Raw genomic sequence first — 16,920 nt, forward strand, 5'->3', positions numbered from 1 at the left:
TGCTACGGGCCCACCCGCAGTGACGGGCGTCATGCCACGACCTCCGGCGTCGCCGCGTACCGCAGCTGACCGCGGAGGAAGATCTGCAGGAGGAGGCGGCGCTCGTCCTCGGGTACGTCCTCCTGGCCGCCGCCGAGGACCTCGCGGCCGTGGCAGCACAGGTGCTGGTTGGCGATGAGCAGGTCGCCTCGCCCGAGCAGGAACCGGCGCTGCCCGACAATCAGTTCGCGCTCCAGGGCCCGAGCCGCCTTGACGTACGGGTCGGCGGGATCGGCGTCCGCGAGCATCGTGGTCGTGAACCGGACGAAGCCCTCCGCCGGCGGCAGGCCGTCGAGGATCGGGAAAGGCTGCCACTCCTCCCCGACGCCCGTGAGCTCGAAGAGCGACCCGTCGACGTACCGCGGGTGGGTCAGGAGCTCGGCGTCGGCGTAGCCGAGCCGGTCCACGGCGCGGCGGACCTGCGAGGTCAGGCTGTAGCCCTGGCCTCTGGGATCGGGGCGGACGCACAGCTGGGCGATGTAGTCCGGCGGGAGCGTGGAGTTCGCGACGTCGATATGCATCGGGTCGATGGCGAGGTTGGTGCTCAGCGGCTGCCACAGCGGCCAGCAGTCGAAGGCCCGCAGCGGCGTCGCGATCAAGGAGAGCAGCGCGGTCACTGCCCGCAGGGCCGCTTCCTCGGAGTCGGCCGCGTCGAGCAGCCCGGCCAGCTCGACGACCGCGAAGCCCTCGCCCGCGGGGGCGCCGAGCAGCTGGTGGCAGGTCGTGGTGAACTCGGCGAGGCGGGGCATGCCGGCCAGCACCCCGTGGTATCGCGCGGCGGTCTCGGGCGAGAGCAGCCCGTCGTCACCGAGCCGCCACTCGGGAAGGGCGGCAGCCTGCCGGGCGAGGTCGGCGACGAGCTCCTTCGGCAGGCTCACCCGGTACTCGGGCACGGACACGGAACGGGACGTCATGAAGCACCCCTCGTGGGAATCAGCGGATGGGGATACGGATACGGGAGGTCGGTGCGGGCGACGGCGACCCAGATGATCAGCAAGACCGGCACGACAGGGACCGCGAACTGGAACCAGCCGAAGCCGTAGCGCCGGAGCAGCCGGAGAGGGTGGCGGAAGGCCCAGCGGGATCGGGCGAGCCGCCGCCGGGGGATCATGGCTTTGGGCGCCGAGATCATCGGTGCCTGCGCTTCGATCCCGCCGCCAGCCGAGGGCCGACCGCCGTGTCCTTGGGAGCCGCCGTGTTTTCGGGAGAGGAACCGTCCCGGCGGTGCCGTCGCAGATCGGCGAGGGAATCGGGCGTCGAGGCGAACGCGCCCGTCTTCTCCAGCCAGCCCATGAACGAGTCGTGGTCCTCCGGGTGAAACCAGAGCGTCACCATCGACGGCGCGACGATCCCCTCGGCCCGTCCCTCCTCGACCACTGTGAGTACCTTCGGCCACTCGGGGCGGTCCGCCCGACTGGAAAGCACGGCGGCCCGGTCGACGTAGGTCGCCGCCACGGTCCAGCCGCGCGTCTTCACGTACCGGAGCACGTGCCGTAGCGCCCGCTGGGGCTGTGCCTTCGGAGCGGCGGCTCCGGGAGAGAGACACGCGTACACGACGACCCGGGCGCCGGGCGGGACCCGCCACGACGGGGCCTTGACCGCCTGGCTCATGCCGCCCGGCCCCGGTTCGTCGGAGAGGGCTCCCGCATGACCGGGAAGACGCACCACGCGACCGTGCCGTCGTCGGTGAACCCCCAGCTGCCGCCGAGCTCAGTCACGAGCGCGTCCACCAGCCACAGGCCGCGCCCCTGCTCCGCCTCGGCCCCGGCCCGCCTGGGTCTCGGTACCTCGGACGGCGAACCGTCGTCGACCTCCAGGCGGACTTCGTCGCCCACGCGGCGCATGCGCAGGCCCACGGCCTCGCTCGTCCCGTGGACGACCGCGTTGCCGACCAGTTCCGAGATCACCACCTCGGCGGAGTCGACCCGCGCCTGCGGCACCTGGCACAGGGCGCGCAGCCAGGCCGTTCCGATGCGCCGCGCCTGTGAGACCCGCGAGGCGTCGCTGACGAAGGAGACGTCCACGGGCGACGGCGCTATGCGCGCGCTGCTGCCGGCCGTGGGGACGCCACGGCAGCCCGTGAGGCTCGCGCTGATGATCGAGGTGGCAATCGAGGACGCCATCGCCCAGCCCTTCCGCATGTCCGATCCTGGTGGCGAGACGTGGCCGGGAGGCCACGCCGTCGCGGTCACCGAACGATGACGGCGGGCCGACGGACTTTCCTATGGCCCCGATCTCGTCGTTCCGGCCCCCGGCGGGTCCTGCCGTGGTCTTCTGGGACTCGGGTGCGTCCTGCCCGGCCGCCGGGCGGGTAGGTGATCGACAATCGCCGCGTACAGGCGGAGGGCCTGACGGCGTCCATACGAAGGGGGGCACGGTGGGCGACAGACAGCTGACGGTGTTCGGCAGGCTCGTACGGGAACGCGGCTGGGGATACGCACGGTTCGGCCGCGAGTTCCGCAAGGTCTGCGCCGACCTGCGCCTAGACGACGTCACACCACAGCGCAAGCAGTACGACCGGTGGCGCACGGGACAGATCAAGGGCGTGCCGCGCGCCGAGGCGTGCGAGGCACTCGAGGGCATGTTCCCGGGCTGGACGGCCGAGAAGCTGCTCGCCTTAGCAGACCCCTCGCCGCTGGTAGCGACCGCCGACACCCCACCGACACGCACCGAGCAAGAGCCGAAGCACGCGTCCGAGACAGGGGCGAACGTGCTCCTGGAGGAGGACGAGATGAAGCGGCGAACCCTCATCCGCGGGCTTGTCGTCGGAACCACCCTCGGCATCACGGAATCGGCCCTGGAGGTCATGGCCGCCGCACGGCAGCGCATGGACCTGGCGCTGGAGTCGTCGGCCGTCGGGCCGGCGACTCTGGAACGCTGGGAGACCACCGCGTACGAGTACGCGCATGCTTACCAGACCGTGCCGCCTCACCGGCTTCTCGCCGATGTCCTCGCCGACTTCACCGAGGTGGAGCGGCTGTTGGAACAGCGGCAGCCCATCCGCTATCGCCGACGCCTCTGCCGGGTCGCAGCCCAGCTCGCCGCCCTGGCAGGGATCTTCGCCTCCGCTCTCGGCGCCCACCGCGAGGCCCGAGGCTGGTTCCACACCGGACGCCTCGCCGCCTCGGAGGCCGGCGACAACCAGCTCGAAGGAGCGCTCACCGTACGCTCGGCCATCGTCTCCCTCTACTACGGGACTCCGGCCTCCGCCCACGAGCAGGCCGCCCGAGCGCGGCACATCCTGGGCGACACCATCGGCCCCGCCACCACCCGCGGCCTGCTCGTCGAGGCCCGCGCGCTCGCCCGCATGGGACGCGGGGACGAGGCGCTGCCGCTGCTGCGCCAGGCGGAGGACGCCTTCGGTCGGCTGACCGCCGAGGACCGCGACGACCCCTCCTTCGGGCACACCGAACGCCAGTTCCTCTGGCACCTCGGCAACGCGTGGACGCACCTGGGCCGCACCGAGGACGCCTGGCAGGTTCAGCGCCGCGCCCTCGACCTCTACCCGCCCACCGAGTATCTCGACCCGACCCTGATCCGATTGGACCGCGCGACGTGCCTGGCCCAAAGCGGCGAGCCGGAGGAGGCGTACCGCAGCGCCACGCAGGCCCTCACGTGCCTACCGGACGAACACCGCACCGGCATGGTCATGAAGTACGCCACCGACTTCAGCCGCACCGCCGGACACGCCCAGCTCCCCGCCGGCAGGGAGTTCGCCGAGCTGCTGCGAGCCTAACCCGAGCTACCGGCCGACCACAGGATTGACGAGGGCGCCGATCCCGGAGACGTGCACCACCACCTCGTCGCCCGGGACGACCGGGCCCACCCCGGCCGGCGTGCCCGTCAGCAGCACATCACCCGGCTCCAGCGTGACCGCCGCCGTGATGTACGCCAGCAGAGACGCGACCGGATGCAGCATGGTGTCCGTACCGGCCGACTGCCGCTCCTCGCCGTTCACCTCGCAGCGCACGACGAGCTTCGTCGGGTCGAGGCTGCTGGTGATCCATGGACCAAGCGGGCAGAACGTGTCGAACGCCTTCGCCCAGGACGGCTGCCCGTCCTCCCGCTGGATGTCCCGCGCGGTCACGTCGTTGGCGCAGGTGTAGCCGAAGACGTAGTCCAGCGCGTGCTCGGCGGGCACGTCGCGAGCCGCGCGTCCGATGACCACGGCGAGCTCGGCCTCGTAGTGCACCTCGTGCGACTGAGCTGGGTAGCGGATCGGCTCCCCGGGGCCGATCACGGCGGACGGCGGCTTGAAGAAGAGCCGGGGTACGGCCGGCGTGTCCAGGCTCAACTCGGCGATGTGGTCGGCGTAGTTCCGGCCGACCGCCACGATCTTCCCCGGGCTGACCGGGGCGAGCAGCCGTACGTCGTGGAGCGGAACGCGGCGGCCCGTGGCCTCCGTCGCTCCCCTCACCGGATCGGCGCTCAGCACATCCAGGACGTCGCCCCCGTCCTCAGCGATGAGGCGCCCGTGAAGGACGTCGCCCTTCCACTCGAACCTGGCCAGCCGCTGCGATTCACCCGTCAGCCTCATGTCTGAACCGTACCTTCGCTCCAGGGTACGGCGGCCTTTCTCGGACAAGCCCGGGAGAGCCATCGGCCGGTCGCGGTCAGAAAGCTCGGAGGGACACCCGGGCTTGCTCATAGTCCAGGTTCTCGATGTAGATCTCCATCCACGCGAGACCCAGGCGCGCAGCTCGGGGGCCTCCTTGCGGAACGAGTCCGGCGGGAAGCTGTTCAGCCTCTCGGCGATCACCACGCTCTGCGAGTGGTATATGACACCGAACGCCTTGGGGTCCTCGGCGACGCCCCGCATGAGGCGGGCGAGGTCGCCCCTCTCTCATGCGGGTCGCTGACACCCGCCCGGCGCGATGCGGAGTGCGCTTGGCTCAGTCGGCAGGGACCGTGACTCCCAGCAGGGCGGCTGTCGCCGGTTGGGTGGGCTGGGAGAAGAGGCGTGTCGTGGGTCCTTGTTCGACGGCGTGGCCTTCGGACAGGACGAGCAGGGTGTCGGTGCGGTTCTCCAGGAGTTGCAGGTCGTGGCTGATGAGGACGAGCGTGAGGTCGCGTGTGGCCCGGAGTTCGTCGAGGAGGTTCATGACAGCATCGGCCGTGTCGGCGTCGAGGGCGGAGGTCACCTCGTCGCACACGAGGATGTCCGGGTCTGCCGCAAGGGCTCGGGCAATGGAGGCGCGCTGACGCTGGCCGCCGGAGAGTTCGTGGGGGTAGCGGGCGGCGAAGTCGGCTGGGAGGCCGACCTGTTCGAGAAGTGCCAAGACGCGTTCGTCTCTCGCCGCGCGCGGGGTGCGGCCGTGGAGAGTGAGCGGGCGGCGGATGGCCGAGCCGACCGTCCGGCTGGGGTTGAGGGTGCCCAGGGGGTTCTGCGGGATGAGCTGGATCGCGCGGCGCTGGTCGCGGGTGCGGCGAGTCGCCGAGGCGGGAAGCGGGGCGCCGTCGAGGGTGACGGTGCCGCCGGTCGCGCGATGGAGGCCGACGACGGTGCGCATGAGCGTGGTCTTGCCGGAGCCCGAGGCGCCCACCACGCCCAGGCTGCCGCCCCTGGGGAGGGTGAGATCGATGCCGTGCAGGGCGGGGATCCTGCGACCGCGGTGAGTGAAGGCGGCCGTGAGACCGGTGACCGTCAGCACCGGGGGCTTGTCTGCGGCAAATGACGGGCGGGTCGAGAGGGGGCCGGGGACGGACGCCGACGCCGTACGGATTCGCGGGCGCAGTTCCACGACTTCGTCGGCCAGTCGGGTGACGAGTTCCGCGTCGTGGCACGACAGGGCGATGGCGATCCGGTGCTGCTCGGCCAGGTGCCCCAGGAGGTCCCCGATCTCGTCGCGCAGGTTCGTGTCCAGGCCGGCGGTGGGTTCGTCGAGGAGAAGGACGACGGGGCGGCGGGCCAGCGCGCGCGCGAGGGCGACGCGGCGCTGCTGGCCGCCTGAGAGGCCGCCGGGGCGGCGGTCGGCGAGGTCTCCGTCGGTGGGGAGGCGTACCTCGGCGAGGAGGGCGCGCAGTGCCTCCGGGCTTCGGTCGGCAGCCACCTCGGCGAGCAGACGGCGGACCGTCATCCGAGGGTTGAGGCCGGAGCCGGGGTCCTGGCCGACGTAGGCCAGGCGATGGCGTCGGAGCTCTCTCAGCTGCGCGTCCGGGAGCGACAACGGGTCGTCGCCGAGGACGTCGATGGTGCCCGCCGTGCGGTGCGCGCCCGGCGGCAGGACGCCGGCGACCGCCCGCAGCAGCGTCGTCTTCCCGCAGCCGGAGGGGCCTGTGAGGGCCACGACGCGGCCGGTGCGGAGTTCGAGGCCGCCGTTCTCCAAGAGCAGGCGGCCGTCGGGTCCGGCGATGGTGAGGCCGTCGACGCGTACGACGGTCTCTCCCTCGGGTATCTGCTGGTCCGCGTACCAGCGGGGCATGTGGTTCACAGCGCGGTCACCGCCTTGCGGCCGCCGGGCGAGACGAGCGCGGAAGCGGCCAGGTTGACGCTCATGGCCAGCAGGCCGATGGCGATGCTGGGGGCCAGTACGGCCCAGGGGTTGAGGAGGATGCCGCCGGCGTTCTCGCGGATCATCAGCGCCCAGTCGGCGGCGGGCGGCTGGGGCCCGACCTGGAGGAAGCCGGCCGTGGCGACGACGTACACGGCGGCGACGAACCGCAGCCCGAACAGGGCGAGGAGGGTGGCGCGCAGATTGGGCAGGACTTCCCTGACCACGAGGTAGCCGAGGCGTTCTCCTCCGGCCGCCGCCGCTTCGACGTAGCCGGACGCCACGACGGGCGCGGCGGCCGCGGCCACCAGCCGTACCGCGTACGGCACGCCGAGCACGTAAGCGGCTGCGATCAGCGCGATGCGCCCGCCGGTCGGCCAGGACAGGGCGACCAGGAGGATGCCGAGGACGGGCGGCAGCAGCATGAGGACGTCGGCCGCGCGGTCGATGGCGCGTCCGATCCTCGGGCGCAGGGCGGCGACCGTGCCCAGGACGGAGGCGGTCACGGTGACGAGCGCAGCCACGACGAGGGAGGTGGCGATGAGTTCGCGGCCGCCGGCGAGCAGCCGGGTCCAGACGTCGCGGCCGAGCTGGTCGCCGCCGAGCGGGGCTCCGTCGCCGGCTTTCGCGTACGGGGCGGTGATCGGGGCGTCGATGGCGTGCGGAGCCAGCCACGGCCCGGCCACGGCGAGAAGAAGCAGGAGCAGCGCCGGGAGGGTACGCAGCAGCCTGCCCTGTACGGGGCGGGTGCGGCGTGCGGGAAGTGCGGTGGTCACAGGCGTCCTCCGGATGCCCAGGCCCGGACGAGGTCGGCGAGTAGGAATACGCCGGTGATGACCGCGCCGGTGACGGCGACGACTCCGGCGATGACGGGGCTGTCGCGGTCGGTGACGGCTCCGGCGAGAACGGCCCCGAGACCGGGGTAGTTGAAGATGGTCTCCACCACGACCGCACCGCCCAGGAGCATCCCGGTGGAGGTGGCGAGGCCGGCGGCGATGGCGGGCAGCGCCCCGGGCAGCACGTGGTGGAGGAGGACGCGGTGGCGGGGCAGTCCGTCGAGGACGGCGGTCTCCACGTGCGGAGCCCTGGCCTCGTCGGCGAGCGAGGCCCGCACGATCCGGGTGTTCCAGCCGATCTGCGGGATCGACAGCGCGACGACCGGCAGCACGAGCATCTGCCAGGACGCGGGCGCACCGTCGCTGTCGGCGAGGGTCACCGCGGGCAGCCACTCCAGCCACTGGGCGAAGACCAGGACGAGGGCGACTCCGACGACGAATTCGGGCAGCGCGAGTATGGCCGTCGCGCTGCCGGAGACCGCCCGGTCCGTCCTTCCGCCGGGCCGGAGCGCAGCCCAGCCGCCCAGGGCCAGTGAGGCAAGGAGCGTGACGAGAAGGGCCATACCGCCAAGCAGGAGCGTGTTGGGGAAGGGGCGGGACAGCAGGTCGGCGACTTCCTCGCCGCGCGCCGACGTCCCCAGGTCCCCGGTGGGCAGACCGGTCATCCAGTCCGCGAACCGTTCGAGCACCGGCCGGTCGAGGCCGAGCAGTTGGCGACGCGCGGCGATGTCGTCCGCGCTCTCGCCGCGCTCGGCCGTAGCTGTCGCCGCGTCGCCGGGCAGCAGCTCGACGGCGGCGAAGAGCGTGGCCAGGAGGACGGCGAGCAACAGGGCCCGGCGCGCGAGGAGGCCGAGCAGACCGAAAAGGCGGACAGCCGCGAACGGCCGGGGCCGGGACGGCGCGGAGGTCTTCCCTCCGGCCGTCCCGGCACCCGGCTGTCCGGCGGTGTCCGTCAGCGGTTCAGCCATGCCCGCTCGAGCTGGACCCGGCCGTAGCCGGGGAGCGTGGGCAGGCCCTGCACGGCGGAGGCGGCGAGGTCGATGCCGTCGGCCATGCCCCACAGCAGGTAGCCGGAGGAGTCGTACTGAAGCTTCTGCACCTCGTGGAGCAGCGCGGCGCGGGCCGCCGGGTCCTTAGTGGCCATGGCCTTGCGGTAGGCGGTGTCGAAGGCGGGGTTCTTCCAGCCGGTCTCGTTCTGGCCGCTCTCGGAGACCAGGACCTTGCTGGCGAAGAAGACGACGGAGTCGTTGGTGCCCCAGTAGGTGGTGTAGAGGTCGCCCTTGAGCCAGGTCTTGTCCCAGAAGGCGCCCGACTCCTGCTTGACCACCTTGATCTTCACGTCCGCCTCGCGGACCTGGGTGGCGAAGAGCGTGGCCATCTCGGCGAGGCCGGGGATGTCCTCGGTGGTCATGAGCTCGTACGTCTTCGAGACGTCGAAACCGGCCTCCTTGAGCAGCGACTTGGCCTTGGCGAGGTCACGGGCGCGCTGCGGGATGTCCTTGGCGTACGCGGGGTCACCGGTACCGAGGATGTCGTTGGCGACAGCTCCGTACCCGGACAGCACCTGCTTGACCATGGCCTCGCGGTCGACGGCCAGGCGCAGCGCCTCGCGCACCTTCGGGTCGGCGAAGGGAGAACCGGGGGCGGTGCGCATGACGATCGGCATCGCCATGTCATGGGGGCGGCGGACGACCTGGACGTCCTTGCGCGCCTCGGCGGTTCGGGCGGCGACGGCGCCGACGTTGGAGGCGAGGTCGATCTGGCCGGCGAGCAGGGCGTTGGCCATGGCCTGCGGGGACTCGAAGATCTTGACCTCGACGGCGTCGAGGAGGACCTTCCCGCCGTACCAGTCGTCGTTGCGGACGAGGCGGGCGTTGCCGCCGCGGAACCACTCCAGCTTGAACGGGCCGGTGCCGGGCGCCTTCTCGATGTCCTTGTCCGTCGTGCCCTTCTTTACGACGAAGGTCGTCAGGCGCATGAGCAGCGGGAGTTCGGCGTTGGCATAGTCGGAGACGAGGACGACGGTGTCGGCACCCTCGGCCTTGATGTTCTCGGCCTTGATGCCGGGCAGGCGGGAAGCGCCGGAGGGGGTGCCGCGCAGCCGACGAAGCGAGAAGACGACGTCTTCGGCGGTGACAGGGGTGCCGTCGTGGAACTTCGCGCCCTTGGCGAGGGTGAAGCGCCAGGTCTTCATGTCGTCCGAGGACGTCCAGGAGGACGCGAGGCGCGGGAGGGTGTTCGGCTTGGCGCCGGGGATGGTGAGCGTGTCGTAGACGAGCGAGAGGATGAGGTAGTCGCTCTCGTTGGCCTGACTGCCGTGCGGGTCACGCGTGATGGCGTTCGCCCGGCCGAGCGCGCCGACGCGCAGCGTGCCGCCGGCCTTCGGCTTGGCCGGGGAGTCCTTGCCCGCCTTCGGGGACGACGTGTCGCCGTCGGATCCGCAGGCGGCCAGCAAGGCCGCCGCGCCGATACCGCCACCGGCCCACAGCAGTTGCCGTCGATTCAGTTCCACGCGTCCGTCCTTGATCGTTCAGACCGAAAAATCGGCGTTACTTAGGTGTGCCTACCCTAAGAGCCAGGGCCGTGACAAGTAGACAATCGCTTACCGCTGGAAATGTCCGGTACGCACCGCACATTGGTCTTGACCAGGCGATTTAACACTGAACTAACGTCCGGCAAAGGCGACTTGATATCCACAGGTAAGGCTTGCCTTACCTTACTCGCGCTGCTACGTTCCCGTTCGACCACTGACGCAGCCACGTCATTCAGGCCCCGCTTCTGTCCGGGGGCCTCTTCTCGCATGCCTTCTTCCGGCCTCGAACCGGTCTTCTCCCGCACGCCCGCAACGGAACGGAACACCCCAGCCATGACTCCGGCGCCAGCACCCGCCCCTGTCCGTGCGCTCGACTCCGCCGCGACCGACGAACTGACCCGAGCGGCGCAGAAGATCCTCGACGAGTGCGGCAGCTCGGCCACCCGGCCCGAGCTCCTTGAGCGCGTCGCCGAGACGGCGGCAGGCTTGAGCGAAACGATTCGTCACCACTGCCGGCCCGTCGACACCGAGGACGGCCTGTTCGTGCTCCGTGGCCTTCCCGTCGACGACGCGGAAATCGGCCCCACGCCGCTGAGTTGGGCAGCGGCGGGCGACAGTGCCGCCGTGTGGGACGTGATGCTGCTCCTACTCTCCACGGTGATGGGCAACCCCATCGCCTGGGCCGGCCAGCAGGACGGCCGGTTCGTCCACAACATCGTCCCCAGCCCCGGCCACGAGCAGGAGCAGACCGGCGCCAGCAGCGCCGTCCTGCTCAGCCCGCACACCGAGGACGCCTTCCACCCCGGCCGCGCCCACCTGCTGATGCTCGGCTGCATGCGCAACCACGACCGGATCGCCACCACCGCGGCCAGTATCCGCAAGGTGCGGCTCGCCGAGGAGGACGTGGCGCTGCTGTCCCGGGCGGAGCTGCCGATCCTGCCCGACGACGCTTACGCCGAGGCGCAGGGCTTCGACGGCCCGCCGCCGAAGGTGCCCACCGTGTGGGACTCCGGGGACGGCCTCACCCTCCGCTTCGACCCCGCCTACACGCCCCTCGACGACTCCACTGCCGAACACCGGGCCGCCTACGGCCGGTTGGCGGACGAACTCGCCCGCGTCTCCGTGGCCGTCAGCCTGGAGCCCGGTGACGTCCTGGTCGTCGACAACGACCTCGTCGTCCACGGCCGCGTGCCCTTCCAGGCCCGTTACGACGGCACCGACCGCTGGCTCAAGCGTGCCTCCGTACGCGTGCCCGGCCGCCGCACCAGGCCCGCCGCCGAGGCAGACGAGCACGGCTACGGCCAGGCCGCGATCCAGGCGTACGCGTAATCCGCCCGCGCCTTCCCACCACCGGACGAAGAGGGAACCCCATGACCGACCGCACCGAACCCACCGAACCCACCGCGCTCGCCGACGACAAGAGCCTCTGCGTGCTCAGCACCAGCGACATCGCGGGCATCGACATCACACTGACCGACGTCGTCGACGTCGTCGAGCAGGCGTACCGCACCCTCGCCGCCGGGCAGTCGGACAACCCCCGCAAGCTGACGGTCAAGCCCGCCGACGGCCACTCCGTCTCGTACGCGATGCTCGGCCGCGACGGCGTACGCAACGTCGTCGCCATCAAGACCTCGTACAAGCACGGCCTGCACGAGGAGCGCGACAAGCAGCACTACTACACCGCGCTCACCATCTACGACGACGTGACCGGTCTGCCCGTCGCCATGATGGACTGCGGCCGCATCGGCGCCCTGCGCACCCCGGCAGTCTCCGCCCTCCTCGCCCGCGAACTCGCCGCACCCGGCAGCCGCACCGCGCTCGTGATCGGCACGGGCACGCAGGGCCGTCTCGCCCTGCCGTTCCTGCTCACCACCATGCCCCAGCTCGACCGGCTGATGGTCTACGGCACCCACCCCGACGGCATACGGGCCGTACGCGAGCAGCTGTACACGTACTTCCCCGACCGCGAGGTCGAGATCGTCGACGACCTGCGCGCCGCGGCCGGTGCGGCCGACGTGGTCGTCGCCACCGCCGGACCCAACACCCCGGCCGAGGTCGAGGCCGACTGGCTCAAGCCCGCGGCCCTGTGCGTCCTCGTCGGCCACGGCATCGGGCCCTCCACGCTCCACCGCGCCGACCGGGTCATCGCCACCAGTGCCGCGCAGATGAAGGTCACCGGCACCGACATGGCCGATGCGAACAGCGAACTGCGGGACGTCGACGCCGAGTTCCCCGAGGTCCTCGCGGGCCGCGCGTCCGGCCGTACCGACGCCGGCCAGAGCGTCTTCGCGTACAACAGCGGTCTCGTCGTCACCGACATCGCCCTCGGCCACCGCTTCGCGCAGCTCGCCCTCGCCCAGGGCGCCGGAACGCGGGTGCCGCTGTGGCAGTGACTCCCCCGCCGAGCCTGCCGGCCCACCCCGATCCGCGGCTCGACACGATCCTGAACGGCGGCCTGCCGCAGGAGCTGGCGTACGCGTTCGGCGGACCGTTCCACCTGCTGCTGCCCGAACGCTTCGACGCCAACGTGGCCGCATTCCGGGCGGCACTCGACGAGGCGGGCGTCGACGGCCGCGTGTACTACGCCAAGAAGGCCAACAAGGCGGCCGCGTGGATCGAGCGGTGCGCCGTGAACGGCACGGGTGTCGACGTGGCGTCCCTCGGCGAGCTGCGCGAGGCGCTCGGCCACGGCGTACGCGGCGAGAGCATCGTGGTGACCGGCCCCGCGAAGGCCGACGACCTGCTGCGCATCGCCGTCCTCCAGAGCTGCCTCGTCGCGGTCGACGCCCTGGACGAACTGGACCGGGTCATCGGCCTCGCGGTAACGCTCGCCCGCCCGGCCCGGCTGCTGCTGCGCCGCCTCCCCCCGGCCCAGCCGCACAGCCGCTTCGGGCTGGACGACACCGAGCTGGCCACGGCCCTGAAGCGGTGCGCGGAAGCCGCCGACACCGTACGGATGGAGGGCTTCTCCTTCCACCTGTCCGGCTACGCCACCCAGCCGCGCGCCGCCCTCGCGGGCGAGCTCGTCGACCTGTGTCTCAAGGCCCGCGTCATGGGCCTGCAGGCCGACCGGATCAGCATCGGCGGCGGCTTTGCCGTCGACTACGCGGCGGCCGGCGACTGGGAACGGTTCCTCACGGAGCAGGGGCCGGCCGACTACCACGCCGGCAAGACCTTCGCGACGGCCGACTTCTACCCGTACCACTCCCCCGTCGCCGGCGCCGACGCGCTGCGGGAGATCCTCGCCGCATGCCCCTCCGGCACCGGCGCCCCGCTCGCGGTCCGGCTCCGCGAGGCGGGAGTCATGCTCCTGATGGAACCCGGCCGCGCCCTACTGGACCGGGCCGGCTGCACTGTCTTCCGCGTCCAGGGTTTCAAGGAGCGGAACGGCTACGGGATCCTCACCCTGGACGGCACCAGCCTGAGCCTGTCCGAGCAGTGGTTCAACAGCGAGTACCTGCCCGACCCCGTACTCCTCACCACGGGCGACGGGCCGGACGGCGGCCCCGTACGGGCCTGCATGGGCGGGGCGACCTGCCTGGAGTCGGACATGCTCACCTGGCGCAAGGTGGCCTTCCCCGTACGGCCCCGCACGGGCGACCTGCTCGTCTACCCCAACACCGCCGGGTACCAGATGGACTCCAACGAGTCGCCCTTCCACGACCTTCCCCTGCCTCCGAAGGTCGTCGTCGACGAAGCGGACGGGCGCATCCGCTGGCGCCTCGACCGCCGCCCGCCCGCCTGACCTCCCCCTCACCGCTGGAGCCCCTCATGTCCCCGTCGCACCAGGCCCTGACGCGTCCCGCCGTCGTCAGCCGCGTCTCCGACCTCATCGGCTACACGCCCCTCTTCGAACTGTGCCGCACCGAAAACGGCAGCCGCCTGCTGCTCAAGCTGGAGCAGTTCAACCCCACGGGCACCGCGAAGATCCGCATGGCCCGCGCCATGATCGACGCCGCCGAGGAGGCAGGCGAACTCCGCCCCGGCGGCCGCATCATCGAGTCGACCTCCGGCAACACCGGCCTCGGCCTCGCCGTGATCGCCGCCGAACGCGGCTACACCTTCACCGCCGTCGTCGACAACCACGCCGCCGCCGACAAGCTGCGCGGCATGAAGGCCATGGGCACCGAGCTCGTCTACGTCGTCGACGACGGCACCGAGGAACTCGCCACCGCCGCCCGCGAGGACCACGCCGAACAGATGGCCGACGAGGACGACAACGCCATCTTCACCGAGCAGCACAACAACCCCGCCAACGCCGTCGGCTACTACGCCGTCGGTCGCGAGCTCGACGCCGCCCTCGACGGCCGTGTCGACATCCTCATCGGCGCCGTCGGAACCGGCGGCGGCCTGTGCGGCACCGGCCTCGAACTGCGCCGCACCGTCCCGGACGTCCGCATCATCGGCGTCGAGCCGAAGGGCTCCATCGCCTTCGGCGGCCCCGCCCACGACTACTACCAGTCCGGCACCGGCACCCCCGAAGGCGCCACCATCGGCGCCCTCGTCGACTTCGACCTCATCGACGAAGGCGTCAAGGTCGGCGACATCGAAGCCTTCGCCACCGCCCGCGTCGTCGCCCGCAAGACCGGCCTCCTCATCGGCGGCTCAGCCGGCGGCGTCGTGTACGAGGCGCTGACCCGCATGGCGGCGCTCCCGCCGGAGACCACTATGGTCGCCTTCGTCAATGACGGCGGCGAGAAGTACATGGACACCGTCTTCAACGACGACTGGATGAACGCTCGCGACCTCATCGACCCCACGGTCGAGCGCGAGATCGACGAACTGCTCACCAAGCTCCGCGGGAACTGACACCGATGCCGACACCCATACGCACCCTGCTGACCGACAGCCGGGCCCTCGCCACCCTGGCCGTACCGCTCGCCCTCACCCAGTTCGCCCAGGTCGCCCTCACCACCACCGACACGGTGATGATGGGCCTCATGGGCGCGGAGGCGCTCGCGGCCGGCGGCCTCGCCATGGTCATCTTCAACCAGCTGCGCACCATGGGCGTCGGCATGGTCACCGCAGTCGGCAACCAGGTGGCCACCGCGGCCGCCCGGGCCGAAGCGGCCGACAGCGACGAGGCACGCGCCGAGGCCACCGAGGATGTACGCGACCTGGTCCGCGGCGCCCTCGCCCTCGCCACCCTCGCCGGCCTCGCCGGCGCCGTCCTGATGATCCTCATCGGCCATGCCGTCGCCTGGCTCGGCCAGGACGCCTCCGTCGTGGACACGGCCAAGCCCGTCCTCTACGCCATGGCCCCGGGCCTGATCCCCTGCCTGTGGTTCCAGGCCATCCGGCAGTTCACCGTCGGCATGCGCCGCCCCCAGGCTCTGCTGCAGATCACGATCGCGTCCATCGCCGTCAACGCCGCCCTCAACTGGGGCCTCATCCACGGCACCTGGATCCTCCCCGAGCTGGGCCTCCCCGGCATCGGGATCTCCACCTCCCTGGTGTACCTCCTGTCCTGCCTGGCCCTGTACGCCTTCACGCGCCGCGACCCGCAGCTGGCCCCGCTCCTCGACATCCGCATCTGGAAGACCCGCCCGGACACGCTGCGCCGCCTGACCGGCCTGGGCACCCCGATCGCCGCCACCTACGGTTCCGAGGCCGGCTTCTTCTTCGTCGTCGCCCTCATCGTCGGTACGTTCGGCAGCGCAGCCCTCGCCGCCCACACCGCCGTCAACCAACTCGTCTACCTCGTCTTCCAGATAGCCGTCGGCCTCTCCCACGCCGCGTCCATCAACGTCAGCAGGGAGCTGGCCCTCGGCCGGATCGACGCGGCCCGCCGCCTGAAGAACACCGCGCTGGCGTGCGCCGCGGCGGTCATGGCAGTCGTCGGCGCGGTGTACGTACTCGCCCCCGAACTCGTACTGCGGCCCTTCCTCTCCCCGGACGAGACCCAGGCCCTCGCGATCGCCACCGACCTCCTCCTCATCGCCGCCGTCCTGCAGTTCTTCGACTGCACCCAGAACATCGGCGTCGGCCTCCTCCGCGGCCTGGACGACACCAAGGGCGGCTTCCACGTCACCCTCATCGGCTACTGGCTCATCGGCCTCCCCACCGCCTGGATCCTCGGCCGTTTCACCGGCCTCGACAGCACCGGCGTCTGGCTCGGCCTCCTCACCGGCCTCGCCGCCACCGCTTTGCTCCTCCTGCGCCGCTATCACCGCGGCCTCGCGGCCCGTGTTGTCGCCGAAGAGAATGAGGAGGAGACGGCGGCGGCGTGAGGCAGGCGTACGCCAGTCGTCCGGCGAATGCCTCGGGGCACGACGCTCGTTCGATGCAAGGCACCGAGCGAGTGGCGTGCCGGCCAGGAGCACTACGCACAGCAGGGGCATCCGGGGCGGCAGCCGCACGCGTCCGCATCGGCGAGGTTCCCGGTCGGTGCGGGGGTCGCGCAGCAGCCCTTGCCCTGCCAGGCGTCGCGGCCTTCCTTGACCGCGACGGCGGCGATGACGAGGGCGGCGACGGGGTCGGCCCATGCCCAGCCGAAGAGGCTGTTGGCGAGCAGGCCGACGAGCAGAACGGCGGACAGGTAGGTGCACAGCAGCGTCTGCTTGGAATCCGCGACCGCCGAGGCAGAGCCGAGTTCACGGCCCGCACGACGCTGGGCGGCGGACAGGAACGGCATCACGGCGAGGGAGGGGGCCGCCAGAACGATGCCGACCGTGGAGTGCTCGGCGTCACTCACACCGGCGAGGGCCCGGACGGACTCGACGGCAACGTACGCGGCGAGGACGAAGAAGGAGACGGCGATGATCCGCAGGGTGGTCTTCTCACGGGCCTCGCGCGCCGCATGGTCCGGTGCGGAGAACTGCCAGGCGACCGCGGCGGCCGACGACCTCGATGACCGAGTCGAGGCCGAAGCCGATCAGGGCCGTCGACGAGGCCACCGTGCCCGCGGTGAGGGCGACAGTCGCCTCCGCGACGTTGTAGGCGATGGCGCCGCGACCAGCATCCGTATCCGGCGGTGAGGGCGCCACGGCGGGCCGGAGACGGTCCGAGGGATATCGATATC

The 16,920-nt window shown here is 71.4% G+C and carries 14 protein-coding genes and 1 pseudogene; 6 read left to right on the forward strand and 9 right to left on the reverse strand.

The features are described from left to right. Positions 1-29 precede the first annotated feature (29 nt). The 3 genes from ACWGN5_RS08145 to ACWGN5_RS08155 form a co-directional block, all read right to left on the reverse strand. Positions 30-953: a TauD/TfdA family dioxygenase gene (locus ACWGN5_RS08145; RefSeq protein WP_453512326.1), complete on the reverse strand. Its 924-nt coding sequence runs from the start codon at positions 951-953 to the stop codon at positions 30-32. A 214-nt stretch (positions 954-1,167) separates the two neighbouring features. Next, positions 1,168-1,515, reverse strand: coding sequence for a hypothetical protein (locus ACWGN5_RS08150; RefSeq protein WP_453512327.1), 348 nt, complete (start codon positions 1,513-1,515; stop codon positions 1,168-1,170). A 131-nt stretch (positions 1,516-1,646) separates the two neighbouring features. Beyond that, positions 1,647-2,162, reverse strand: a complete 516-nt coding sequence (locus ACWGN5_RS08155) for an ATP-binding protein (protein ID WP_453512329.1) — start codon at positions 2,160-2,162, stop codon at positions 1,647-1,649. Positions 2,163-2,416: 254 nt separating this feature from the next. On the opposite strand from ACWGN5_RS08155, the gene ACWGN5_RS08160 reads away from it, so the two are divergent. Beyond that, entirely contained in the window at positions 2,417-3,775 is a 1,359-nt protein-coding gene (locus ACWGN5_RS08160; protein WP_453512331.1) for a hypothetical protein, read from the forward strand. Between the two features lie 6 nt (positions 3,776-3,781). Here ACWGN5_RS08160 and ACWGN5_RS08165 read toward each other — a convergent pair whose 3' ends face one another. The 5 genes from ACWGN5_RS08165 to ACWGN5_RS08185 form a co-directional block, all read right to left on the reverse strand. Next, entirely contained in the window at positions 3,782-4,576 is a 795-nt protein-coding gene (locus ACWGN5_RS08165) for a fumarylacetoacetate hydrolase family protein (protein ID WP_453512333.1), read from the reverse strand. Between the two features lie 355 nt (positions 4,577-4,931). Beyond that, a complete protein-coding gene (locus ACWGN5_RS08170) occupies positions 4,932-6,470 on the reverse strand; it encodes an ABC transporter ATP-binding protein (protein ID WP_453512335.1) in 1,539 nt (512 codons plus the stop codon). Beyond that, entirely contained in the window at positions 6,467-7,306 is an 840-nt protein-coding gene (locus tag ACWGN5_RS08175; RefSeq protein ID WP_453512337.1) for an ABC transporter permease, read from the reverse strand. The genes ACWGN5_RS08170 and ACWGN5_RS08175 overlap by 4 nt, the downstream gene beginning before the upstream one ends. After that, a complete protein-coding gene (locus ACWGN5_RS08180; protein WP_453512340.1) occupies positions 7,303-8,334 on the reverse strand; it encodes an ABC transporter permease in 1,032 nt (343 codons plus the stop codon). Before ACWGN5_RS08180 ends, ACWGN5_RS08175 begins: the two co-directional genes overlap by 4 nt. Continuing rightward, positions 8,319-9,878 (reverse strand): ABC transporter substrate-binding protein, encoded by a 1,560-nt coding sequence (locus tag ACWGN5_RS08185; protein WP_453512342.1) that lies wholly within the window; start codon positions 9,876-9,878, stop codon positions 8,319-8,321. Before ACWGN5_RS08185 ends, ACWGN5_RS08180 begins: the two co-directional genes overlap by 16 nt. Positions 9,879-10,232: 354 nt before the next feature. Here ACWGN5_RS08185 and ACWGN5_RS08190 point away from each other — a divergent pair, with 354 nt between their 5' ends. From ACWGN5_RS08190 to ACWGN5_RS08210, 5 genes are read left to right on the forward strand one after another with little or no spacing between them, the layout of a single operon-like run. Then, positions 10,233-11,228 carry a TauD/TfdA family dioxygenase gene (locus tag ACWGN5_RS08190; protein WP_453512343.1) on the forward strand — a complete coding sequence of 332 codons (996 nt, stop codon included), beginning with the start codon at positions 10,233-10,235 and terminating at the stop codon, positions 11,226-11,228. A 41-nt stretch (positions 11,229-11,269) separates the two neighbouring features. Continuing rightward, entirely contained in the window at positions 11,270-12,292 is a 1,023-nt protein-coding gene (locus ACWGN5_RS08195; protein ID WP_453512345.1) for an ornithine cyclodeaminase family protein, read from the forward strand. Beyond that, positions 12,283-13,644, forward strand: a complete 1,362-nt coding sequence (locus tag ACWGN5_RS08200) for a Y4yA family PLP-dependent enzyme (RefSeq protein WP_453512346.1) — start codon at positions 12,283-12,285, stop codon at positions 13,642-13,644. The genes ACWGN5_RS08195 and ACWGN5_RS08200 overlap by 10 nt, the downstream gene beginning before the upstream one ends. Before the next feature lie 26 nt (positions 13,645-13,670). After that, a complete protein-coding gene (locus ACWGN5_RS08205; protein WP_453512347.1) occupies positions 13,671-14,708 on the forward strand; it encodes a cysteine synthase family protein in 1,038 nt (345 codons plus the stop codon). Positions 14,709-14,713: 5 nt separating this feature from the next. Next, entirely contained in the window at positions 14,714-16,129 is a 1,416-nt protein-coding gene (locus ACWGN5_RS08210) for an MATE family efflux transporter (RefSeq protein WP_453512349.1), read from the forward strand. Positions 16,130-16,221: 92 nt separating this feature from the next. Here the strand turns inward: ACWGN5_RS08210 and ACWGN5_RS08215 are convergent. Then, positions 16,222-16,919, reverse strand: a pseudogene (locus ACWGN5_RS08215) (cation transporter). Position 16,920: the final 1 nt, after the last annotated feature.

It is taken from the genome of Streptomyces sp. NPDC055815, assembly GCF_053616475.1.

Coding starts and splice junctions, on each gene's coding strand:
- ACWGN5_RS08145 (WP_453512326.1), bottom strand. CDS start 953: ATGACGTCCCGTTCCGTGTCCGTGCCCGAGTACCGGGTGAGCCTGCCG.
- ACWGN5_RS08155 (WP_453512329.1), bottom strand. CDS start 2,162: ATGGCGTCCTCGATTGCCACCTCGATCATCAGCGCGAGCCTCACGGGC.
- ACWGN5_RS08165 (WP_453512333.1), bottom strand. CDS start 4,576: ATGAGGCTGACGGGTGAATCGCAGCGGCTGGCCAGGTTCGAGTGGAAG.
- ACWGN5_RS08180 (WP_453512340.1), bottom strand. CDS start 8,334: ATGGCTGAACCGCTGACGGACACCGCCGGACAGCCGGGTGCCGGGACG.
- ACWGN5_RS08190 (WP_453512343.1), top strand. CDS start 10,233: ATGACTCCGGCGCCAGCACCCGCCCCTGTCCGTGCGCTCGACTCCGCC.
- ACWGN5_RS08195 (WP_453512345.1), top strand. CDS start 11,270: ATGACCGACCGCACCGAACCCACCGAACCCACCGCGCTCGCCGACGAC.
- ACWGN5_RS08205 (WP_453512347.1), top strand. CDS start 13,671: ATGTCCCCGTCGCACCAGGCCCTGACGCGTCCCGCCGTCGTCAGCCGC.
- ACWGN5_RS08210 (WP_453512349.1), top strand. CDS start 14,714: ATGCCGACACCCATACGCACCCTGCTGACCGACAGCCGGGCCCTCGCC.